This is a genomic window from Brevibacterium sp. FAM 27836 (genome assembly GCF_051351055.1).
GTDB lineage: Bacteria > Actinomycetota > Actinomycetes > Actinomycetales > Brevibacteriaceae > Brevibacterium.
The window spans coordinates 1,149,924-1,170,394 of the sequence record NZ_CP195711.1 but is presented as its reverse complement, the minus strand read 5'-3'; the positions used below and the strand labels follow the sequence as shown (position 1 = coordinate 1,170,394).

Here is a 20,471-nt window from a genome sequence, read left to right as displayed (position 1 = left end):
GTCCTGGACTCCTCAACCTGAGGTCACCGGCGCCGAGGGTGCCGGCAGCACTGCCGGCCCCTCGGCGCCACCACGAACCACACACCAGAAATGAACGGAAACCCATGTTCGGAGCATTGGAGCTCGGGCTCATCTACGGCGCGATGGCGCTCGGGGTCTATCTGACCTTCAAGGTCCTCAACTTCCCCGATCTCACCGTCGACGGAAGCTTCACCACGGGCGGCGCCACCGCAGCCTCCCTCATCATCGCCGGGGTCGACCCCTTCCTGGCCACCGCCGCCGCGATCGGTGCCGGACTCATCGCCGGATACATCACCGGTCTGCTCCACACCAAGGGCGGCATCGATGGACTGCTCGCCGGCATCCTCACGATGATCGGACTGTGGTCGATCAACCTGCGGATCATGGGCAAAGCGAACCTGCCGCTGCTGCGAGAGGACACCGTGTTCACCCCGCTGCGGGAGAACATGCTGTTGGGCACCTGGGTGTCGATCGCGATCCTGCTCGCCTTCGCCCTCATCCTCAAATTCGCCATCGACTGGTTCCTCACCACCGATCTCGGCCTGGCCATCCAGGCCACCGGCAACAACAAGGAGATGATCCGCAGCCTCGGTGTCAACACCGACAATTCGACGATGCTCACCCTCGCCCTGTCGAACGGGTTCGTCGCGCTCTGCGGTGCCCTCGTCGCCCAGTACCAGGGCTTCTCCGACATCAGCATGGGCATCGGCCTCATCCTCGTCGGACTGGCGTCGGTCATCCTCGGCCAGGCCGTGTTCGGCAACCGCAACATCTTCATGGCCAGCCTCGGCGCACTGCTCGGCTCCGTGTTCTACCGGCTCATCATCTTCCTCGCCCTGCGCGCCGGGCTCGACACGAACGACATGAAGCTGACCACTGCGCTCCTCGTCGTCATCGCACTGCTGCTGCCCAGGTGGGGCTTCCTCAAGCGGATCCCGTCGCTGCGCGGCCGCGGCAACCGTGCGGCCACCTCGGTGCCGCAAGGCACGACCGACATCAAGGACCCGGCCGAGATCGCTGACATCCCTGCCGGGGCAAGCAGTCCACGCGCCGGGAAGGAAGGCTGAGTGGCATGCTCAAGATCAACAACATCTCAAAAACCTTCTTCGCCGGAACCGTCAACGAGCGCAAGGCGCTGCAGGGGCTCTCGCTCGAACTCGCCGAGTCCGACTTCGTCACCGTCATCGGCTCCAACGGTGCGGGCAAGTCGACACTGCTCAACACGATCTCCGGACGTCTGCCCATCGACTCCGGATCGATCACGATCGACGACACCGAGGTGTCTCGGAAACGTGAACACAAGCGCGCGAAGTACCTGGGCCGGGTGTTCCAGGATCCCATGGCGGGCACAGCACCGGACCTCACGATCGAACAGAACCTGTCCCTGGCGCTCAAGCGCGGACAGTCACGTGGGCTGGGTCGGGGCACCACCTCGGCGCGGCGGGAGCACTTCAAGGACGAGTTGGCGACGCTCGAGCTCGGCCTCGAGAACCGACTGAAGACGAAGGTCGGGCTGCTGTCCGGCGGACAGCGGCAGGCGCTGAGTCTGCTCATGGCCGGATTCACTCAGCCGCGGATCCTGCTGCTCGACGAGCACACGGCGGCGCTCGACCCACAGCGCGCAGCGCTGGTGACGGCGCTGACGAAGAAGATCGTCGAAGCCGATGGGCTGACCACGCTCATGGTCACCCACAACATGGAGCAGGCGATCGCGCTGGGCAACCGGCTGATCATGATGCACGAAGGTCGCATCATCTACCAGGCCACGGCCGAGGAGAAGAAGGACCTGACGGTTGAGACCCTGCTCGGGGAGTTCTCGAAGCTCAAGGGAGCCACCCTGGGGGACCGGGCGCTGCTCAACTGAGTCGCAGGACCAATCCGCTGAACTCGCGGAGTGGCCGCATCGGCGAGCAGCTGAGCCGGTGAAGGCCAGGGCTGGCTGACTTTACCAACCGGTTGGTAAAGTCGCTGTATGGCTGGTGATGTGCGGACACGGATTCTCGAAGCGGCGAAGGCTCTCGCCGAATCGCACGACTCGGTGCAGGGTGTGACCATCTCGCTCGAATCGGTCGCCCACCAGGCAGGGCTGACGAAGCCGGGGCTGATGTACCACTTCCCCTCCAAACAAGCCCTCATGGTGGGAGTGGTCGATCATGCCGCCGAGCATTGGGCGCATATGCTCGCCGGGCAGGCCGGGAAACCGGTTGGGGAGCTGTCGAGCTTCGAGCGGCACCGCGCCTATGTCGCCGTCGCGACCACGGCAGAGGTCTCCCGCGCCGACTACTGGATCTTCTCCGATGCCCTCTACCACCCGACGTTGGCGGAGGCGTGGAGTGGCCACCTCGGGCCGTGGTTCGACACCGTCGGGCTCGACGCGCAGGCGGTGTCACTGCTGACCGCGGCCCGGTTCTGCGCCGACGGGGCATGGATGTCCGAAGCCACCGGAGTCTTCCGGTCGACCGACCTCGCCGCCGTGCGCGAACACGCCCTCGGACTCATCGACACGGCCGAAAGACTCACCGCAGGGAACCGCCGTACCGGAGCCGAAGAGTCCGCAGCCGCAGGTGAGTGCTCAGCGGCCGAAGATCGCGCCGTTGCCGATGGCACCGGCACCGGCACCCGGGAGGTGACCGCATGAATATGACCCGTCTGCTCCTCCTCGCCGTCGCCATCCTCGCCGAGGTGGCCGCAACGCTGATGCTGCGCGCCTCCATCGCCGATCCGGTGTGGATCCCCGGCGTCGTCATCCTCTACGCCGCAGCCTTCTTCATCCTCGGCCTCACCCAGCGACTCGGGATGCCGCTGGGTGCCGTCTACGCCACCTGGTCGGCCAGCGGTGTCGCTCTCGTTGCGATGCTCGGTGTCGTGTTCTTCGGAGAAGTCCTCAGCTTGGGTGCCGTGATCGGCATCGTCGTCATCATCATCGGTGTCGTCCTCGTCGAGTCGGGAACGCCCGGTGAATCAGAGTCCGTAGAGGAGGTGACCGAATGAGTTGGCTCTGGTTGGTCCTGTCGATCCTCAGCGAAGTCGCCGGCACCCTGTGCCTGCGCGCCAGCGCGGGCCTGCAGCGCAGGATCTGGTTCATTCCCGTCGGCCTCGCCTACGGTGCTGCCTTCTACTTCCTCGGCCGAACACTGGCCGCCGGCATGCACCTCGGCGTCGCCTACGGCCTCTGGGCCGCATGCGGAGTCGCCCTGGTCTGTCTGCTCTCACGCGTCATCTGGAAGGACCCGCTGACGCGGAAGGCGCTTCTCGGCATCGGTTTCATCGCCGTCGGCGTCATGCTCGTCGAAGCAGGCTGAGCTCAGCGGCACGCATTCCGGGCAGAGTGGCCTTGAGGCTGTGTCCAGCGGCCGTTGCCGTTTCCTTTGGGAAGACTGCAGAAACTGTTATCGTCTGAAGATATGACTCTTTTCGGAAGTGACGACCCACACCGTGGTGGTTCGTCGACTCCGAATCGTGAACGCCCGAGCTGTGGCTTCGCCGATGACTCCTGGGAACCTGCTGCCGTCGGATGGTGGGGCGGAGAGCCCTAAGCACCGTCCGCCGATCCGCGGAGCCCCCTGCTGATCGGCGACAGCCCAGTCGATCTCGAATCCTGAAAATCTCTGACCTGATGAGCCGCCGAGCTCATCGGGCGATAGCGGGTATGTCTGCTGGGCCTGTCGCCGTTCGACGAACAGTTGTCCTGACCGCCGAATGAAAGTGAACCGACACATGGCAGACGATTTCGAAACGAATCCCGACCGGACGGAATCGGACCAATCCACCACGTCCACCCGCCGCCCGCCGCGAGAACGGCTGAAGGCCGACGCGAAGCGCGTCGGTGCCGAAGCGGGACGGGTCAGCCGAGAGACCGGACGAGGCCTCGGCAAGCTCGACTACAGCCGTCCCGACCCTCGCAAGGCCGGTGCCAGCGAGGCGGGCGCCAACTACCCGCACGACACCCACCCCATCCTCGTGCCCGGCATCGCCATCGACGAGCAGCGTCGTCACTACTTCCTCGACAAGATCATCTTCGCGATCGCCGGGTCGCTGACCGTCGCATTCGTCATCTGGGGCATCGCAAGCCCCAGCAGCGTCGCCGGTGTCGCCCAGACGGCCTATGACTGGGCGACTCTGCACGTCGGTTGGCTGTTCAACCTCGTCGCCATCATCGTGCTCGTGTCTCTGCTCATCCTCGCGTTCTCGCCCTACGGCAAGATCCCCTTGGGCAAGGACGGAGAGAAATCCGAGTTCAGCACCTTCTCCTGGGTCGCGATGCTCTTCGCCGCCGGCATCGGCATCGGTGTGCTCTTCTTCGGGCCCTCCGAGCCGCTGACCTACTTCATCGCCCCGCCTCCGCTGACGAACGACCCGGAGACCACCGAAGCGCTTCACGGTGCGATGGCCCAGACCTACTTCCACTGGGGCTTCCACGCCTGGGCGATGTATGCCCTCGTCGGCGGTGCCATCGCCTACGCCGCCTACCGTCGCGGACGCTCCCTGCTGCTGTCCTCGATCTTCGTCACCCTCTTCGGCAAGCGCCAGACCGAGGGCTTCGCCGGCAAGCTCGTCGACATCTTCGCCATCGTCGCCACGCTCTTCGGCACCGCCGCGGCCCTGGGCATCGCGGCCATGCAGATCGGCACCGGAGTCAGCATCGTCTCCGGAGCGGGACCGATGACGAACAATATGCTCGTCATCATCATTCTCGTCCTCACCTGCGGATTCATCATCTCGGCCGTCTCCGGCGTCTCCCGGGGAATCCGCTACCTGTCGTCGATCAACATCGTGCTCACCGTCGGCATCGTCGCTCTGGTCCTGTTCCTCGGACCGACTCTGTTCCTGTTCAACCTGCTGCCGTCGGCGTTCATGGAATACCTCGGCTCGATGTTCGACATGATGGGCCGGTCTCTGTCCTGGGGCGATGAGACTCAGGAATTCCAGTCGCTGTGGACCGTGTACTACTGGGCCTGGTGGATCTCCTGGTCGCCGTTCGTCGGTACCTTCATCGCCCGCATCTCCCGCGGTCGCTCCATCCGTCAGTTCATCCTCGGGACGATCTTCATCCCCTCGACTCTGCTCTTCGTCGCCTACGGCATCATGGGCGGAACCTCGATCTCGATGTACCGTTCCGGAGCCGCGGGCTTCAACGACAGCATGGAAGCCCCCGAGGTGTTCTTCACCCTCATCGACAATCTGCCCTACGTCGAATGGCTGCCGTTCGTCGTCATCGTCGTCCTCGCGATCTTCTTCATCACCTCCGCGGACTCCGCCTCGGTGGTCATGGGCATGCTCACCAGCCGCGGTGATCAGGAACCGAAGAAGTGGGTCGTCGTGTTCTGGGGTCTGGTCATGTCCGGCATCGCCGTGGTCATGCTCCTCCTCGGCGACGCCAGCGCGCTCGAAGGGCTCCAGCAGCTCGTCATCGTCACGGCCGTGCCGTTTGCGATCGTCATGCTCTTCATCATCGTCGCGTGGTTCAAGGAGCTGCGCACGGACCCGCTGGCTCTGCGCCGGCAGTACGCGCTCAACGCCGTCGACAATGCCGTGGTCGCCGGTGCCGACGCCTATGGCGACGACTTCGCCCTCCTGGTCGTTCCCACCGAACCCGGTGACGGGGCGAACTGCGGCATCGACTCCGAACACGAGGACTACACCGGCTGGTACCAGCGCACGGACGAGAACGGCGATCCGGTCGGCTTCGACTACGAAACCGGGGAATGGGCCGACGGCTGGACCGCCGATCCCGAATCCGGTGATCCGGACGGATCCGCGGCAGCCGATGATGACCCCACCGACACCGAGGCTGAGGAACTCGCCGGGTCCGGAGCTGCCTCGGCGACCGATTCCGACTCCACCACCGATCACCGAGAGGACCGCTCATGACCACCCCGAACATCATCGTCATCCAGGCCGATCAGATGGCCGCGCAGGCCCTGGGCGCCTACGGCGATCAGGCCGCGCTGACACCGAACATGGATGCTCTGGCCGCCGATGGGGCGGTCTTCGACCGGGCGTACTGCAATACGCCCCTGTGTGCGCCGTCGCGGGCATCGATGATGACCGGACGGATGCCCTCAGACGTCGACTGCCTCGACAACGGCGATGACTTCGCCGCCTCGGTGCCGACCTTCGCCCACCGGCTGCGCAAGCTCGGCTATCACACGGCGCTCATCGGGCGCATGCATTTCATCGGGCCCGACCAGCACCACGGGTTCGAGCAGCGCCTGACCACCGATGTCTACCCGGCCGATCTCGACATGGTTCCGGACTGGCAGCGGCCGTTGGAGGAGAAGCTCCAGTGGTACCACGAAGCCGAACCCGTGTTCACCGCCGGAGCGGCGAGTGCGAACGTCCAGCAGGACTTCGACGATGAGGTGATCTTCAAGACCCTGCGGCACCTCAACGACCGCAAACGCGCGAATCAGGCGGCCGGATCCGACCAGCCGTTCCTCATGGTCACCTCGTTCATCCACCCGCACGATCCGTACGAACCGCCGAAGGCCAACTGGGACCGATTCGCCGAGGTGGACATCCCGGACCCCGCCCACCCCGAGGTTCCCGATGCGGCCGAGGACCCGCACAGCCACCGGCTGCGCACGATGTGCGGTTTCGACCAGCGCGAGCCCGGCATCGAGGACGTGCGTCGAGCCCGCCGAGCCTACTATGCGGCGGTGAACTACATCGACGACCATGTCGGGGCGATCAGGAAGCGGCTCGAGGAGCTCGACCTGGCGAAGAACACGGTCATCATCGTCACCAGCGACCACGGTGACATGCTGGGGGAGAAGGGACTGTGGTTCAAGATGTCGCCCTACGAGCAGTCCTCCCGGGTGCCGATCATCATCAACGGCCCCGCCGAGGTGGTCACTCCCGGCCGCTACGCCAACCCCGTCAGCCTCGTCGACCTCGCGCCCACTCTGCTCGAGATCGCCCGCACCGGCAGCGATGCGGCCTCCGCGGACGGTGGGGCAGACGCGTCGGCCGGGGCCGCCTCGGCGATCGATGAAGGGCTGGTGGGTACGTCCCTGCTGGAGTCGGCTCGGCGGGAGGCCACGGGAGAACTCGGACCCGAGGACCGGGATGTCGTCGTCGAATACTTCGCCGAAGGCACCTACCGCCCGCAGGTCACGCTTGTGCGCGGAGACTGCAAGCTCACGCTCTGCCCGGGCGATCCGGCTCTGCTCTTCGACCTCGCCGCCGACCCGGATGAGCTGGTCAACCGGGCCGAGGACCCCGCCTATGCGCAGACGCTGCAGGCGATGCGGGAGGAGCTCGAGTCCCGCTACGACCTCGACCACCTCGAGGAGCACGTGCTCGGGAGCCAGTCGAGCCGGCAGCTCGTTGCCGATGCGCTCAAGGTCGGAACGGTGAGGCACTGGGACTTCGACCCGGAACCCAACCACGGCTACGTCCGCGGCGATTTCTGGTCGGCGTTCCGATTCGGAAAGATCCCCGCCGTCGAAAGCTGAGCGACGACAGGCATTGTCACCGGCCGGTGGGCGCATCGCCCACCGGCCGGTGACAATTCATCTTCACTTGGGCGAGTTGTGCCTCACACTCTCAGGATCGAGTGGCATCATCTCAAGCAGGAGGGATGTCATGACGAAGTTCGAGTGGACATCTGAAGTTCCGCTGTCGGCGGAGACGACCTATCTCTGGCACGCCCAGCCGGGAGCGCTGACCCGACTGTCGCCGCACTGGGCGCAGGAGATCGTCGAGGAGAGCTACCCTCCGATCTCGCCGGGCTCCGTCGCACAGGTGCGAACGAGCGTTCCGGGCAGCTACGGACTGGTCCGCCGTCCCTTCAGCTCGGTGCACTCGGAGGGGCCGTCGAGGTTCTCCTTCGTCGACGAGCTCAAGAAGGGCCCGCTGAGTCAGTGGAAGCACACCCATGAGTTCACCTCGGTCGCCGGAGGGACGAAGATCGACGATCAGGTCGAGTTCTCCATGGCCCCGCAGGGGTTCGACGCCATCGATCGCACTCTCATCCGCAACCTCGAAGCGACATTCGCGGCCCGGCACCGACGCATGCTCATGGACATCTCATTCATGGAGAGCACGAACGCACCCCTGCTGACGCGGAAGAAGGGCAAACGGATCCTCATCGCCGGCAGCAGCGGGATGATCGGCCGCCAGGTGGCCGCACTGTTCTCCACGGCCGGTCACTTCGTGCGTCTCCTCGTACGACGGACACCGACCCTGCCCTACGAAGTGCATTGGAATCCGGACCTCGGCATCATCAACCCCCGCGACCTGGCGTGGGCGGATGCGGTCGTCCACCTCGGCGGGAAATCCATCGCCACCCGCTTCACGAAGAGCGCGAAGCAGGAGATCCGGTCCTCACGGATCGATTCGACGCGGCTGCTGGTCGAAACCATGCTCAGCCTGCCCGAGGCCAAGCGTCCAGAAGTCTTCGTCTGCGCCTCGGCGGTCGGATACTACGGATCGGACTCCGACGAACCCGTGGACGAATCGGCTCCGGCCGGCCAGGGATTCCTCGCCGAGGTGTGCCAGGAGTGGGAGTCCGAGGCCGCACGCGTCGAGGAAGCCGGCGTGAGATGGGTGTCGATCCGCACCGGGGTCGTGCTGTCCACCCTCGGCGGGCTGCTGAAGATCCAGGCCCCGCTGTATCTCGCCGGTGCGGGCGGAAAACTGGGCAGCGGCGAACAGGCCCTGGCGTGGATCTCGCTCGATGATGTGGCCCGAGCCTACGTCCACGCTGTTCTCTACGACTATGTGCGGGGGCCGGTCAATGCTGTGGCACCGGACCTCGTCACTCAGGCGGAGTTCGCGGAGGCACTCGCCGCTCATCTCCACCGCCCGGCCCGTGTGCCCACCCCGGGCTTCGTCACCGAGCTGGTCCTCGGTCGCGATGGGGCCAAGGAACTCGCGCTGGCCGATCAGAAGGTGGTGCCCGAACGTCTGCAGGAGACCGGTTACCAGTTCGCGCAGCCGACGCTGGCCGACTGCCTCGAGGAGGAGCTCGGAACCGGAGCCTGAGCCGCCGAGAGTCTCAGTCCGACTCGGGCGTCCACTGAGAGGGATGCAGGCTGCGGTAGTTGCGCACGACGGCGGCGATGAGCGCAGCCGCGAGAGAGACGAAGACGAACTGCTGCAGATGAGCGGGCACCGGCAGACCTGCTGCGGCCCAGAGATCCATCCACATCAGTGCCGTGAAGAAGCCGCTGGACAGGCCGGAGAGGATCCGCAGGAACTCGAGCATCCTGGCATAGACATAGTCCGTGCGTCCTTCGGCGATCCAGAACGACTTGAAGAAGACGAAGGGCATCTGCACAAGGGTCAGGGGCAGCGACTCCCATAGCGGCCGGATCATGAAGCCGACCGAGATGAGCAGGGAGACGGGAATGACCGCGGTGAGCACCAGGGCCTTCGACGACCAGGAGCCGATAATTCCGTTCGGGCCGATATGACCGGGGACGCTGGTCGGTGCGAAGACGATGAAGACGAAGATCGTGGCGAGGAGGACGCAGAGCATCACGGCTGCGAATCCGAACGCTCTGGGGTCGGGTTCCGATCGATGAGGTGGCGGTGTCATTGTTCGAGCCTATCGAGTCGCGTCGGTGCTGGCCCGGTGGGCGCCGGTGGCGTTGCCTGGGTGTGGCCGTTGGGGTCGCCTCGGCGGGTGCCGAATGAGCCGCGGGTGAATGCGGCGATCCCCTCCGCCGTTCGGGAAGGATCGGCGGAGGGGACCGGACGCACGCGGATCAGAAGCGCTGCGAAGCGATCTGCGCACCTTCGGTCAGGGACTGCAGCTTCGCAACCGCGATCTCCGGGTGGATGCGTCCACCGAGACCGCAGTCGGTCGAGGCCACGACGTTCTCCGGCCCGACGAGCTTGGCGAAGCGGCCGATGCGCTCGGCGACGAGCTCGGGGTGCTCGACGACGTTCGTCGCATGGGAGACGATGCCGGGGATGATGTACTTGCCCTCGGGCAGCTTCGTCTCCTCCCAGATCTTCCACTCGTGCTCGTGGCGGACGTTGGCCGCCTCGAAGGTGATGCCGGCGGCGTTGATCGACAGCACCTGATCAACGATCTCGGCGAACGGCAGGTCCGTGACATGCGGTCCGTGCCAGGAGCCCCAGCAGGTGTGGATGCGGACCTGCGCCGGGTCGATGCCGCGCAGGGCGTGGTTGAGGGCGTCGATGCGGACCTGGATGAACGCCCGGTAGTCGTCGAAGGACGGTTCGGGGTTGATCTGGTCGAAGTTCTCCGCCAGTGAGGGGTCGTCGATCTGGACGGTCAGGCCCGCCTCGGTGATGGCGAGGTACTCCTCGCGCAGAACATCGGCCCAGGCCCAGATGAATTCCTCATCGGTTTTGTAGTACTCATTGGCCACGCGTGAGGCCGAGCCGGGGGAGAGCGCGTTGATGTAGCCGTCGCGCTCGTCGTAGCCTGCGGCGGCGAGGCCGGCCTTGAGATTCGCGATGTCCTGAGCGACGGCCTTCTGGCCGATGTAGCTGATGGGTCCCGTCGCCTTGGGGAACTGCGGCTGTGCTCCGGTGTCGGTGCCGGCGTTGGCGTCCGCGTAGACGCTCGGGAAGAGGTTGCGATCGCGCCGATCGGAGAAGCTCGTGAGCACGATGTTGCCGGGAGTCGAACGGTTGGCCGGCTCTTCGAAGATGTTGCGGTCGTGGAGTTCGAGCCCGCCGGTGCGGGCGAAGGAGTAGTGCCACCAGGCGCCGTAGTCGAGGTCGGAAGCCATCGCGTGACCGTATTCGCCGTCATTGGGCAGGGTGATGCCCAGATCCTTCTGGCGCTTGACGAGGTCGGTGACGCTGGCGGCAAGGAGTTCGTCGAACTCCTGGGCCTCGGCGTCGGAGACCGTCTCGCCGCCGAGGCGGGCTGCGGTCTGAGCGTGCTTGACCTTGTTGGCCTCGATGAGCTCAGGGGTGCGGGGTAAGGATCCGGCGTGCGAAGTGCGGATCGTGGCCATGGGTGACTCTCCTCGGGTTGTGCGGTGGCATATCAGCCGTATCGTTCCGTTTCAGACAATCACATCAGTGGTGACGCATGCATGGGCACCGTCATGTTGGGTCACGTGCCGGTCGCTGCCCGCCGATCTCGCGCCACCCGCACCCGCCCCCGCCCGCCACCCGCGCCCGCCAAACGCCGAGAGGACCACTTCGCTTCGAGCGGACCAGTTGCAACTGGCACTCTCGAAGCGAAGTGGTCCTCTCGGTGAGCGACCAGGCCGTGGTGGCCCGACTCTGTGGACTAAACGTCGCTTGTCGCGACTACACGGTGCTACTCAGCCCGCGGTCTCGGTCACTGCGGCGACGCTTCCGCCGAAGCGATTGCGCAGAGTGTCTTCGTGCACGCGACCGAGCTCGTCGAGGCCGATCGAGAAGTGGTCGACGATGTCGAGGCTCGGCTCCGGGTCGCCGGCATCGGTCATGCCGATGCGCACGAACGGGAACCGGCGGGCGGTGCACATGTCCTTGAACCGGACCTCCTCCGAGCGCGGGACGGCGACGATCGCACGTGCCGAGGACTCGGAGAACAGTGCGGTGAACACGTCGACGCCGTCACGTTCGCAGACTTCGTCGAGCCAGATCCGGGCACCCGTGCCGCAGCGCAGGCTGGACTCGACGAGCGCCTGCGACAGGCCACCCTGCGACAGATCGTGCGCGGCATCGATCATGCCGTCGCGCGAGCAGTTGATGAGGATCTCGCTGAGCTCCTTCTCCGCCTCCGGCTTGTACTGCGGAGGGACTCCGCCGAGGTGGCCGGCCGTGACGTCGGCCCACGCCGATCCGTCGAGCTCATCCTCGGTGGTGCCGAGCAGGTAGATGGTCTGGCCCGGTTCCTTCCACCCGCTGGGGGTGGCGCGGGTGACGTCGTCGAAGACGCCGAGCACACCGACGACCGGGGTCGGGTGGATGGCCACACCGCCGGTCTGGTTGTAGAGGGAGACATTTCCTCCGGTGACGGGGATGCCCATGTCCTGGCAGGCATCGGCCAGTGCCTCGACGGACTGCGCGAACTGCCACATGATCTCCGGGTCCTCCGGGGATCCGAAGTTCAGGCAGTCGGTGACCGCACGGGGGATGGCACCGGCAGTCGAGACGTTGCGGTAGGCCTCGGCCAGGGCCAGCTGGGCACCGCGCGCCGGGTCGAGGAAGCTGTAGCGACCGTTGGCGTCGGTGGCGATGGCCACACCGAGTCCGGTCTCCTCATCGACGCGGACGACACCGGCATCATCCGGGTAGGCCAGCGCAGTATTGCCCTGGACGTACTTGTCGTACTGCGATGTGATCCACGACTTCGAAGCGAGGTTCGGCGAACCCGCGAGCTCGAGCACGGTCGAGCGCATCTCCTCGTCGGTCTCCGGCTTCTTCAGCCCGGCGTTGTCGACGGTGTTCGCAGCCACCTCGGCGGTCCATGACGGCTGAGTGAACGGACGGTTGTAGACGGGGCCGTCGTGGGCGACCGAGCGCGGAGGCACATCGACGATGACGTCGCCGTGCCATTCGATGACGAGACGGTCGGAGGCGGTGACCTCGCCGAGCACGGAGGTCTCAACCTCCCACTTGCCGACGATGGCGAGGAACTCCTCGAGGCGGTCGGGACGGACGACGGCCATCATCCGCTCCTGCGACTCCGACATGAGGATCTCCTCAGGCGTGAGGGTCTCATCGCGCAGCAGCACATCGTCGAGCGCGATGTGCATTCCGCCGTCGCCGTTGGACGCCAGCTCCGAGGTGGCGCAGGAGATGCCGGCAGCGCCGAGGTCCTGAATGCCTTCGACGACGCCGGCGCGGAAGAGTTCGAGGCAGCATTCGATGAGCACCTTCTCTGCGAAGGGGTCACCGACCTGCACGGCGGGGCGCTTCGAGGGCTTCGTGTCGTCGAAGGACTCCGAAGCGAGGATCGAGGCACCGCCGATGCCGTCGCCGCCGGTGCGCGCACCGAAGAGCACGACCTTGTTGCGGAGTCCCGACGCATTGGCCAGACGGATGTCCTCATGCCGCATGACACCCACGGCCAGAGCGTTGACCAACGGGTTCGCCTGGTAGACGGAGTCGAAGACGGTTTCTCCGCCGATGTTCGGCAGCCCCAGGGAGTTGCCGTAGTTGCTGATGCCGGCGACCACACCGTGGACGACGCGGGCGGTGTCGGGGTGATCGATGGCACCGAAGCGCAGCTGATCCATCACGGCGACCGGGCGGGCGCCCATGGAGATGATGTCGCGGACGATGCCGCCGACACCCGTGGCCGCGCCCTGGTGAGGCTCGACATAGCTGGGGTGGTTGTGGGATTCGACCTTGAAGGTCACGGCCCAGCCGTCGCCGATGTCGACGACGCCGGCGTTCTCGCCGATGCCCACGAGCAGGTGCTTCTTCATATCCTCGGTGACCTTGTCACCGAACTTCGACAAGTGGACCTTCGAGGACTTATACGAGCAGTGCTCGGACCACATCACCGAGTACATGGCCAGCTCCGCCGAGGTGGGGCGACGTCCGAGGATCGTCTTGATCTGCTCGTATTCGTCGGCCGTGAGACCGAGATCGGCGAAAGGCTGTTCGACGTCGGGATTCGCCGCAGCGAACTCGACCGTCTCCTTGACCTTCTTCGAAGCATTCTGCGGGGAATCGACCTGCGTGGAATCCGCAGAGCTGAGGTTTGACGTCATGTCCTCTTCGGGGCCCTTTCATACGACACGGCACTCACGGCCAATCTTAGCCGTGTCCCGACCCGGGCCGCGAAGCGCGTCCACGATGGGCCGCTTCGACGAGGTCGCAGTGATGGCTCCGGTGGCCCCGCCGCGGCGACGCGGAGGGGATCGTTCCGGTGATCCCACCTCGGCGAGGACGGTGGCCTGCGCCGCCTTAGAATGGGAGTCATGGCAACTCCCAAGATCGTCCTGTTCTACGTCTTCACTCCGCTGGCCGACCCCGAAGCGGTCAAGCTGTGGCAGCATACCCTTGCCGAGAGTCTCGGCCTCAAGGGGCGGGTGATCGTGTCGAAGGACGGCATCAACGCCACCATCGGCGGGGACATCTTCGACGTCAAGCAGTACGTGCGGGCGACGAAGTCCTATGCCCCGTTCAAGAAGGCCGACATCAAGTGGTCCAACGGTGAGGGCGATGACTTCCCGCGTCTGAGTGTGAAGGTGCGTTCGGAGCTCGTCACCTTCGGCACCGCTGACGAAATCACTGTCACCGAGAATGGTGTCCGAGGCGGCGGGCAGCATCTCAAACCCGGTGCCCTGCACAAGCTGCTCGACGAACGCGGCGACGATGTTATCTTCTTCGACGGCCGCAATGCGATGGAAGCGCAGATCGGGAAGTTCCGCGACGCCGTCGTCCCCGACACGGACGCCACCCGCGACTTCATCGCGGAGATCGAGTCCGGCAAGTACGACGATCTCAAGGACAAACCGGTCGTCACCTACTGCACCGGCGGAATCCGCTGCGAAGTCCTGTCGGTGCTGATGAAGAACCGCGGTTTCGAAGAGGTCTACCAGCTCGACGGCGGCATCGTCCGCTACGGCGAGACCTTCGGCAGCTCCGGTTACTGGGACGGTTCGCTCTACGTCTTCGACAAGCGCATGCACGTCGAGTTCGGTGACAATGTCGAATCGATCGGGCACTGCGTGAACTGCGAAGCGAACACTCCGGTGTTCGTCAACTGTGCGAACCTCGAGTGCCGCAAGCAGTATCTGCGGTGCGAGGAATGCACGGACAAGGGACTGCAGCCCTACTGCACCGAGTGCGCGGACGCAGGAGTCGGCGCGGACGCGGTTGCCGGCTGAGGTGGGCGGTGCCCGGAACCGACCTCAGACTCTGTCAGCGCTCGCCCTCGGCAGAGGCTTCATCCCGATGGCGACGTCGATCCCGACGACGGCTTCGCAACCGTTGATCGCCGAACCACAAGTGATGGGGTGATGAGGTTCTCCCGGCGGGGGGCCTCTGGGTCGGCGAGGATGTCGAAGACCGCTTGGGCCGACAGCCGCCCGATCAGCTGGTTCTGCGGATCGACAGAGGTCAGGGAGATCCGTTCGAGGCCGGACAGAGAGATGTTGTCGAAGCCGACGATCGCGAGCTGATCGGGTACGCGCACTCCTGCCTCGTCGGCGGCGGCCAGGACTCCGATGGCGGAGATGTCGTTGACCGAGACGATGGCGGTCGGCGGCGTGCTCGATCGCAGAAGCTGCTGAGCGGCCGTATACCCGTCGTGCTCAGAGAACCCGGCCGACTGGACTCTCGGCACCAAGCCGCGGGAGCGCATGGCTTCGATGTAGGCGGTCTTCCTCGATTTCGCGACCGCGCTGCCCTGCCCGCCGGTGAAGGCGATCTGTGCATGGCCGAGCCCCTGGAGGTGATCGAGCACCAGAGCGATTCCGCTGACGTCGTCCATGCGCACCGAGGAATAGCCGGAGTCCGGACTCGGAGCAGCACTGGCGTAGACGGTGGGGATGCCCGAGGACAGTGCTTCGTGCTCGATGACCGTTCCGACGACGATCAGCGCCTTCGGCCGCAGGTCCTGCAGCATTGCGATGACCCGGGAGTCGATGCGGCCGTAGGGCTCGGTCGGACTCCGATCGTTCGCGATCGTTGCACTGGTGATCAGGCCGTATTCGCCACGCGCATCGAGTTCGGACCGGACGGCATCGGCGATCTCGGCGAAGATCGGGTTGTGGAGATTGACGACGAGAATGCCGACGAACGGCGATCCGTCTGCGGCGAGTGAGCGGGCCAGGAAGTTCGGCTGATAACCCAGGGATTGAGCCGAGCGCAGAATCAGCTCGCGGCGGCGTTCGCTGACGCGCTGCGGTTCTTTGAAGGCAAGGGAGACCAGCGACTTCGACACCCCGGCAGCCGCAGCAACATCGCGAATCGTCGGCCGCGACCGCGCGGTCCTCGACCCGTCACTGTTGGAATTCGGCATATGCTCATCATCACACATGGGCAGGGGAGTCGAGCGGGGTCGGGTCCGTCCGGGCCGTGGAGCACGAAATCTCAACCTGAGTTTCCAGAGAGTGCTTGACAATGTCGGCGGCGTCACATTAAGTTCGCATTGATCTCATTTTGAACCGGTCCAAATATTTGGACGAAAAACGATGAACTTCAAATTGGACCGGTTCAAAATGAGGCTTGAAGATTGTCGAAAGAGTTTGGAGTACGCAATGACGCGCAGCGAATTGCTGATCGGTGGAACCTGGCGAGCTTCTCGTGAGGGAAGCGGTCAGCTGAAAGACGTGGTGTCGCCGTTCGACGGACGCACCGTCGGACAGGTTTCGATCGCGGGTGCTGCGGACGTCGAAGCCGCCCTCGAATCCGCTTCTCGCGGTGCCGAGGTCTGGCGCAGGACTCCGGCCCACGAACGCAGCGAGATCCTGCTCAAGGCCGCGGCTCTGGCCGACGAGCGCACCGAACAGATCGCCCAGGTGCTCTCGGCCGAGAACGGCAAGACTCTGCGCGAAGCCCGCGCAGAAGCCGGCCGCTCCGGTTCGATCATCCGCCTGGCGGCGTTCGAAGGCACACAGCTGTACGGCCAGACGCTTCCCCTCGACGCAAACCCGGGCACCGGCCTCGACAAGGTCGGCTTCACGCTGCCCCAGCCGGTCGGCGTGGTCGTGGCGATCACTCCCTTCAACTACCCGGCGCTGCTGGTCAACCACAAGATCGCCCCGGCGTTGGCCGCAGGCAACTCGGTGATCCTCAAGCCCGCAAGCACCACTCCGCTGACGGCGCTGGCGCTGGCCGAATGCTTCATCGATGCCGGACTGCCTGAGGGCGTCCTCTCCGTGCTCACCGGATCCGGTGGGGACATCGGCGATCGCCTTGCCGCCGACAAGCGCGTCCGGAAGATCTCGTTCACCGGCTCCACGGGGGTCGGCGAGCACTTGGCCTCCATCGCCAGTGTGAAGAAGCTGTCCCTGGAACTGGGGTCGTCTGCCCCCGTCGTCGTCCTTCCCGACGCCGATATCGAGCTCGCGGCGAGTGCTGTTGCCGCCGGCGGGTACACGAACGCCGGTCAGGTCTGCATCTCGGTGCAGCGAGTCATCGTCCACGAAGACATTCAGGGTGACTTCCTCGATGCGCTGAGCGCCAAGGTCCGGGAACACCGGATCGGCAACCCCGACGATGACGCGACGACGGTCGGAACCCTCATCACCGAGTCCGAGGCCAAACGTGTCGAAGGGGCCATCCGCGAAGCCGTCGGCGCCGGAGCACGCCTCGAACTCGGAGGCGACCGCGACGGCGCGATGCTCGAGCCCGCAATCCTCAGCGGCGTCGATCCCCAAGCCTCGATCGCGCAGGACGAGATCTTCGGCCCCGCAGTGGCCGTCTCCACCGCCCCCGACGTCAAGACCGCCATCGAACTGGCGAACTCGACCGACTACGGACTCGCCGCCGGGATCTTCACGAACAACGTCGACGCAGGCGTCCAGTACATGCGTGAGGTCGATGCAGGAAACATCCACATCAACTGGACTCCGCTGTGGAGGGCCGACCTCATGCCGTACGGGGGTCTCAAGGCAAGCGGAATCGGCAAGGAAGGTCTGCGGGCCGCCGTCGAAGAGATGACCGAGTCGAAGACCGTCGTCATCCACGGCCGCCCCTGGGCCTGACTCTTCGGGACAGAAGATCGCACAGACAGCGTTCGGTGCGGAACACACACCGACACATCAACCTCGGCGCCCATGATCACAGAAGGTCACGGCGCACCCTATCCGTTCGAAGGAGAACCCATGAGTCACGAACCGACCATCCGACTGACGGTGGCCCAGGCCGTCGTCAAGTTCCTCAGCAGCCAGTACTCGGTCCTCGATGACGACCGTCAGCGGTTCATCCCGGCCGCGGCCGGCATCTTCGGCCACGGCAATGTGGCCGGCTTCAGCCAGGCGTTCTCGCAGTACGCCGACGATCTCCCGTTCATCCAGGGCCGCAACGAACAGTCGCTGGCTCACGCGGGAAGTGCTCTGGCCAAGGCCAGCGGCAGGCGGCAGACGCTCGCGGTCACCGCCTCCATCGGTCCCGGAGCGATGAACCTCGTCACCGCGGCCGCACTGGCGACGGTCAACCGCCTTCCGCTGTTCCTGCTGCCCGGCGACACCTACGCGACCAGGCGCCAGGGCCCCGTCCTCCAGGAGCTCGAGAACCCTCAGGACCCGAACCTCACCGTCAATGACGCATTCCGTCCCGTCTCTGCGTTCTTCGACCGGATCACCCGCCCCGAGCAGCTGATCACCGCGCTGCCCAAGGCGTTCCGCGTGCTCGCGAACCCCGCGGAGACCGGAGCCGTCGTGCTCTCCCTGCCCCAGGACATCCAGTCCCACGCCTACGACTTCCCCGTCAGCCTGTTCCGCGAGCGGGATTGGCCGATCCGTCGCACCATTCCGCAGCCCAGCGACATCGAACAGGCGGTCTCCGTCCTCGCCTCGGCGAAGAAGCCCCTGATCATCGCCGGCGGCGGTGTCCACTACTCCGAAGCCCGTGAGGCACTGGCCGCATTCGCCGAGTCCACCGGCATCCCTGTCGCCGAAACCTTCGGCGGCAAGGGCGCAGCACTCACCGACGCCGATTGGGTGCTCGGCGGCATTGGACTCGAGGGCAACCCCGCGACCAACCGCCTCGTCGCCCAGGCCGATGTCATCGTCAGCATCGGCACACGACTGACCGACTTCGCCACCGGATCGCAGACGATGTTCAAGAACCCCGATGTGCGCTTCGTCTCGATCAACATCGCAGAGCTCGACGCGATCAAGCAGGGAGCCGTCGCGGTGCTCTCCGACGCGAAGCTGGGAATCGAAGCCCTGAGCCAGCAGCTCTCCGACTACTCGGTGCCCGGTGACTGGACCGCCGAGGTCGCCTCGCAGAAGGCCGAATGGGCTCCGCAGCGCAGCCAGGCACTCGACCCCGACACCGCCTTCGACAAGCACGCACCGGAGCACGCGGCACTGGGAATCCCGGACACCGACGCGACCGTCACCCAGGGACAGCTCATCGGTCTGCTCCAGGAGCATGCACAGCCGGGCGACACACTCATCGCCGCCGCCGGTGGACCCCCGGGAGACCTGCTCAAGGTATGGGACGCCACCGATGACCGTCGCTGCCACCTCGAGTTCGGCTTCTCCTGCATGGGCTACGAGATCCCCGCCGGCATCGGAGTCCGGCTCGCGGACCCCGAGAGCACCGGCCGCGTCTCGGTCTTCATCGGCGACGGGACCTTCCTCATGAACCCGACCGAGATCCTCACCGCAGCGCAGGAGCACCTCGACATCACCTACGTGATCTCGGAGAACCACGGCTTCCAGGTCATCCGCCGCCTGCAGATGATGAAGTACGGAGAGCAGTTCGGCAACGACTTCCGCTACCGCGACGAAGAGGACACCGCCCGGCTCTCGGGCGACTACCTCCACGTCGACCTCGGCGAGATCGCCTCGGGCCTCGGCGCCAAGACCATCCGCGCCACGAGCGTCGACGAGATCCGGGCAGCGCTCAACGACACCCGCGACGTCCACGGACCCGTGGCCATCGTGGTGCCGACCATCCCGCTGGTCGACCTGCCCGGGTCCGGAGTCTTCTGGGATGTCGCACCCGCCGAGGTCGCCGAACAGGAATGGGTCTCCGGCCTGCGCGCCGATTACGAAAAGGGTCTGGAGGACCAGAAATGGCACGTGTGAACACATCGCCGACCCCGCTGGACAAGGGCGCGCTGGCCAGACGGATCCGTGCGGGCGAGACAACCATCGGCAGTTTCGCCGGTCTCGGCTCCACCATGGCCATCGAGGTCCTGGCCGCCGCCGGACTCGACTGGATCCTCGTCGACCTCGAACACGGCGGCGGAGACGAAGCATCGATCGGTGATGCGGCAGCGGCCGCCGGCGGATACGGGGCAGCCACCCTGGTGCGGGTGGAGATCCCGGACCGGATCAGGATCGGACGTGCCCTCGACGCCGGTGCCGCCGGAGTGATGCTCCCGCGAGTGAGCTCCGCCGCCGAGGTGGCCGAGATCATTCCGCACCTGCACTACCCACCGCTCGGAGACAGGGGAGTGGCCACCTACAACCGCTCCCTCCGCTGGGGAATGGACAAAGCGGGGCTGGAGACGAGCAACGACGAGGTGCTGACGATCGTTCAGATCGAGACAGCAGGCGCCCTCGCCGAGGTGGACGACATCGCCGCACTCGACGCCGTCGACGTCCTGTTCGTCGGGCCCCTGGATCTGTCGTATGCGCTCGGTGTGCCGCTCGACTTCAATGCGCCGGTCTTCCGCGACGCCCTCGACACGGTCGTCGCAGCTGCACGCAGACACGGAAAGTCGGCCGGAATCCTCAGTGCCGACTCAGCGGTGGCCACAACCCGAGCCGAACAGGGCTTCACCTTCCTGCCGGTCGGTTCGGATTCGACACTGTTGGCTGACACCGCTGCCGCGGTCGTGTCCACCCTGCGCGACTGACGCCGCAGAACATCGGGGCCAACCGCCCCAC

Annotated in this window: 16 protein-coding genes; 12 read left to right on the top strand and 4 right to left on the bottom strand. The window is 65.6% G+C overall.

Annotation, left to right across the window (positions count from 1 at the left end):
- The first annotated feature begins 104 nt into the window (after nucleotides 1–104).
- The 8 genes from ACSE4D_RS05420 to ACSE4D_RS05385 all read left to right on the top strand — a co-directional run bounded on the left by ACSE4D_RS05420 (nucleotide 105) and on the right by ACSE4D_RS05385 (nucleotide 9,009).
- Complete coding sequence (locus ACSE4D_RS05420; RefSeq protein ID WP_436326722.1) at nucleotides 105–1,088, top strand: ABC transporter permease; 984 nt, start codon at nucleotides 105–107, stop codon at nucleotides 1,086–1,088.
- A 5-nt stretch (nucleotides 1,089–1,093) separates the two neighbouring features.
- Entirely contained in the window at nucleotides 1,094–1,885 is a 792-nt protein-coding gene (locus ACSE4D_RS05415; protein ID WP_436326721.1) for an ABC transporter ATP-binding protein, read from the top strand.
- A 108-nt stretch (nucleotides 1,886–1,993) separates the two neighbouring features.
- Nucleotides 1,994–2,659, top strand: coding sequence for a TetR/AcrR family transcriptional regulator (locus tag ACSE4D_RS05410; RefSeq protein WP_436326720.1), 666 nt, complete (start codon nucleotides 1,994–1,996; stop codon nucleotides 2,657–2,659).
- A complete protein-coding gene (locus ACSE4D_RS05405) occupies nucleotides 2,656–3,012 on the top strand; it encodes a DMT family transporter (protein WP_436326719.1) in 357 nt (118 codons plus the stop codon). The genes ACSE4D_RS05410 and ACSE4D_RS05405 overlap by 4 nt, the downstream gene beginning before the upstream one ends.
- A complete protein-coding gene (locus tag ACSE4D_RS05400) occupies nucleotides 3,009–3,323 on the top strand; it encodes a DMT family transporter (RefSeq protein WP_436326718.1) in 315 nt (104 codons plus the stop codon). The genes ACSE4D_RS05405 and ACSE4D_RS05400 overlap by 4 nt, the downstream gene beginning before the upstream one ends.
- Nucleotides 3,324–3,738: 415 nt before the next feature.
- Nucleotides 3,739–5,892: a BCCT family transporter gene (locus tag ACSE4D_RS05395; RefSeq protein ID WP_436326717.1), complete on the top strand. Its 2,154-nt coding sequence runs from the start codon at nucleotides 3,739–3,741 to the stop codon at nucleotides 5,890–5,892.
- Complete coding sequence (gene betC, locus ACSE4D_RS05390) at nucleotides 5,889–7,478, top strand: choline-sulfatase (RefSeq protein WP_436326716.1); 1,590 nt, start codon at nucleotides 5,889–5,891, stop codon at nucleotides 7,476–7,478. The genes ACSE4D_RS05395 and betC overlap by 4 nt, the downstream gene beginning before the upstream one ends.
- Nucleotides 7,479–7,608: 130 nt before the next feature.
- Nucleotides 7,609–9,009, top strand: a complete 1,401-nt coding sequence (locus tag ACSE4D_RS05385; protein ID WP_135542486.1) for a TIGR01777 family oxidoreductase — start codon at nucleotides 7,609–7,611, stop codon at nucleotides 9,007–9,009.
- Between the two features lie 13 nt (nucleotides 9,010–9,022).
- Here the strand turns inward: ACSE4D_RS05385 and ACSE4D_RS05380 are convergent, their stop codons facing one another.
- The 3 genes from ACSE4D_RS05380 to purL form a co-directional block, all read right to left on the bottom strand.
- A complete protein-coding gene (locus ACSE4D_RS05380) occupies nucleotides 9,023–9,565 on the bottom strand; it encodes a hypothetical protein (RefSeq protein ID WP_436326715.1) in 543 nt (180 codons plus the stop codon).
- A 169-nt stretch (nucleotides 9,566–9,734) separates the two neighbouring features.
- The gene (locus ACSE4D_RS05375; protein WP_436326714.1) at nucleotides 9,735–10,964 is read right to left on the bottom strand and encodes a cobalamin-independent methionine synthase II family protein; all 1,230 of its coding nucleotides are present in this window, start codon (nucleotides 10,962–10,964) and stop codon (nucleotides 9,735–9,737) included.
- 315 nt (nucleotides 10,965–11,279) lie between these two features.
- Nucleotides 11,280–13,664, bottom strand: a complete 2,385-nt coding sequence (gene purL / locus ACSE4D_RS05370; protein ID WP_436326713.1) for a phosphoribosylformylglycinamidine synthase subunit PurL — start codon at nucleotides 13,662–13,664, stop codon at nucleotides 11,280–11,282.
- 210 nt (nucleotides 13,665–13,874) lie between these two features.
- Between purL and trhO the strand changes: the two genes are divergently transcribed.
- Nucleotides 13,875–14,786 (top strand): oxygen-dependent tRNA uridine(34) hydroxylase TrhO, encoded by a 912-nt coding sequence (gene trhO / locus ACSE4D_RS05365; RefSeq protein WP_135542493.1) that lies wholly within the window; start codon nucleotides 13,875–13,877, stop codon nucleotides 14,784–14,786.
- 59 nt (nucleotides 14,787–14,845) lie between these two features.
- Here the strand turns inward: trhO and ACSE4D_RS05360 are convergent, their stop codons facing one another.
- Nucleotides 14,846–15,922: a LacI family DNA-binding transcriptional regulator gene (locus tag ACSE4D_RS05360; RefSeq protein WP_167854502.1), complete on the bottom strand. Its 1,077-nt coding sequence runs from the start codon at nucleotides 15,920–15,922 to the stop codon at nucleotides 14,846–14,848.
- A 238-nt stretch (nucleotides 15,923–16,160) separates the two neighbouring features.
- Here ACSE4D_RS05360 and ACSE4D_RS05355 point away from each other — a divergent pair, with 238 nt between their 5' ends.
- From ACSE4D_RS05355 to ACSE4D_RS05345, 3 genes are all read left to right on the top strand, one after another.
- The gene (locus ACSE4D_RS05355) at nucleotides 16,161–17,609 is read left to right on the top strand and encodes an aldehyde dehydrogenase family protein (RefSeq protein ID WP_135542497.1); all 1,449 of its coding nucleotides are present in this window, start codon (nucleotides 16,161–16,163) and stop codon (nucleotides 17,607–17,609) included.
- 120 nt (nucleotides 17,610–17,729) lie between these two features.
- Entirely contained in the window at nucleotides 17,730–19,664 is a 1,935-nt protein-coding gene (gene iolD, locus ACSE4D_RS05350) for a 3D-(3,5/4)-trihydroxycyclohexane-1,2-dione acylhydrolase (decyclizing) (protein WP_135542499.1), read from the top strand.
- Nucleotides 19,652–20,440 (top strand): HpcH/HpaI aldolase family protein, encoded by a 789-nt coding sequence (locus tag ACSE4D_RS05345; protein WP_135542501.1) that lies wholly within the window; start codon nucleotides 19,652–19,654, stop codon nucleotides 20,438–20,440. Before iolD ends, ACSE4D_RS05345 begins: the two co-directional genes overlap by 13 nt.
- Nucleotides 20,441–20,471 lie beyond the last annotated feature (31 nt).